The sequence below is a fragment of the Bacillus sp. GMa5/1 genome (assembly GCF_050172015.1).
Lineage (GTDB): Bacteria > Bacillota > Bacilli > Bacillales > Bacillaceae_G > Bacillus_A > Bacillus_A cereus.
In genome coordinates, this window is sequence record NZ_JBNLYC010000436.1 from 1 (window position 1) to 583 (window position 583).

Here is a 583-nt window from a genome sequence, read left to right on the forward strand (position 1 = left end):
TTTTAAATCGCGAAGCGCTTGACGCAATTTTTGAAGAAAATTCAATTGAAGCAGTTATTCACTTTGCAGGATTTAAAGCTGTAGGGGAGTCAGTAGCGATTCCATTAACATATTATCATAACAACATTACAAGCACGTTAGTGCTATGTGAAGTAATGCAGAAACATAATGTAAAGAAGATAATCTTTAGTTCATCTGCAACTGTATATGGTATCCCGGAAACGTCACCGATTACGGAGGAGTTTCCATTAAGTGCAACAAATCCATATGGTCAAACGAAATTAATGATTGAGCAAATTATGCGTGATGTAGCATTTGCAGATGCAGAATGGAGTATCGCATTACTTCGCTATTTCAATCCATTTGGTGCACACGAAAGTGGGCGTATCGGAGAAGATCCAAATGGAATCCCAAATAACTTAATGCCATATGTAACGCAAGTAGCGGTAGGTAAGTTAAAAGAATTAAGCGTATTCGGAAATGACTATCCAACGAAAGATGGAACAGGAGTCCGTGATTACATCCATGTTGTGGACTTAGCAAATGGTCACGTAAAGGCGCTTGAGAAAGTACTGAGTACAAC

1 protein-coding gene is annotated in these 583 nt (G+C 38.6%); it reads left to right on the forward strand.

The genetic code is table 11. The annotated features are described in order from the left end of the window. On the forward strand, positions 1–583 hold a 583-nt coding region (gene galE, locus ACQGSG_RS29260; protein WP_426948793.1), incomplete at both ends, for a UDP-glucose 4-epimerase GalE.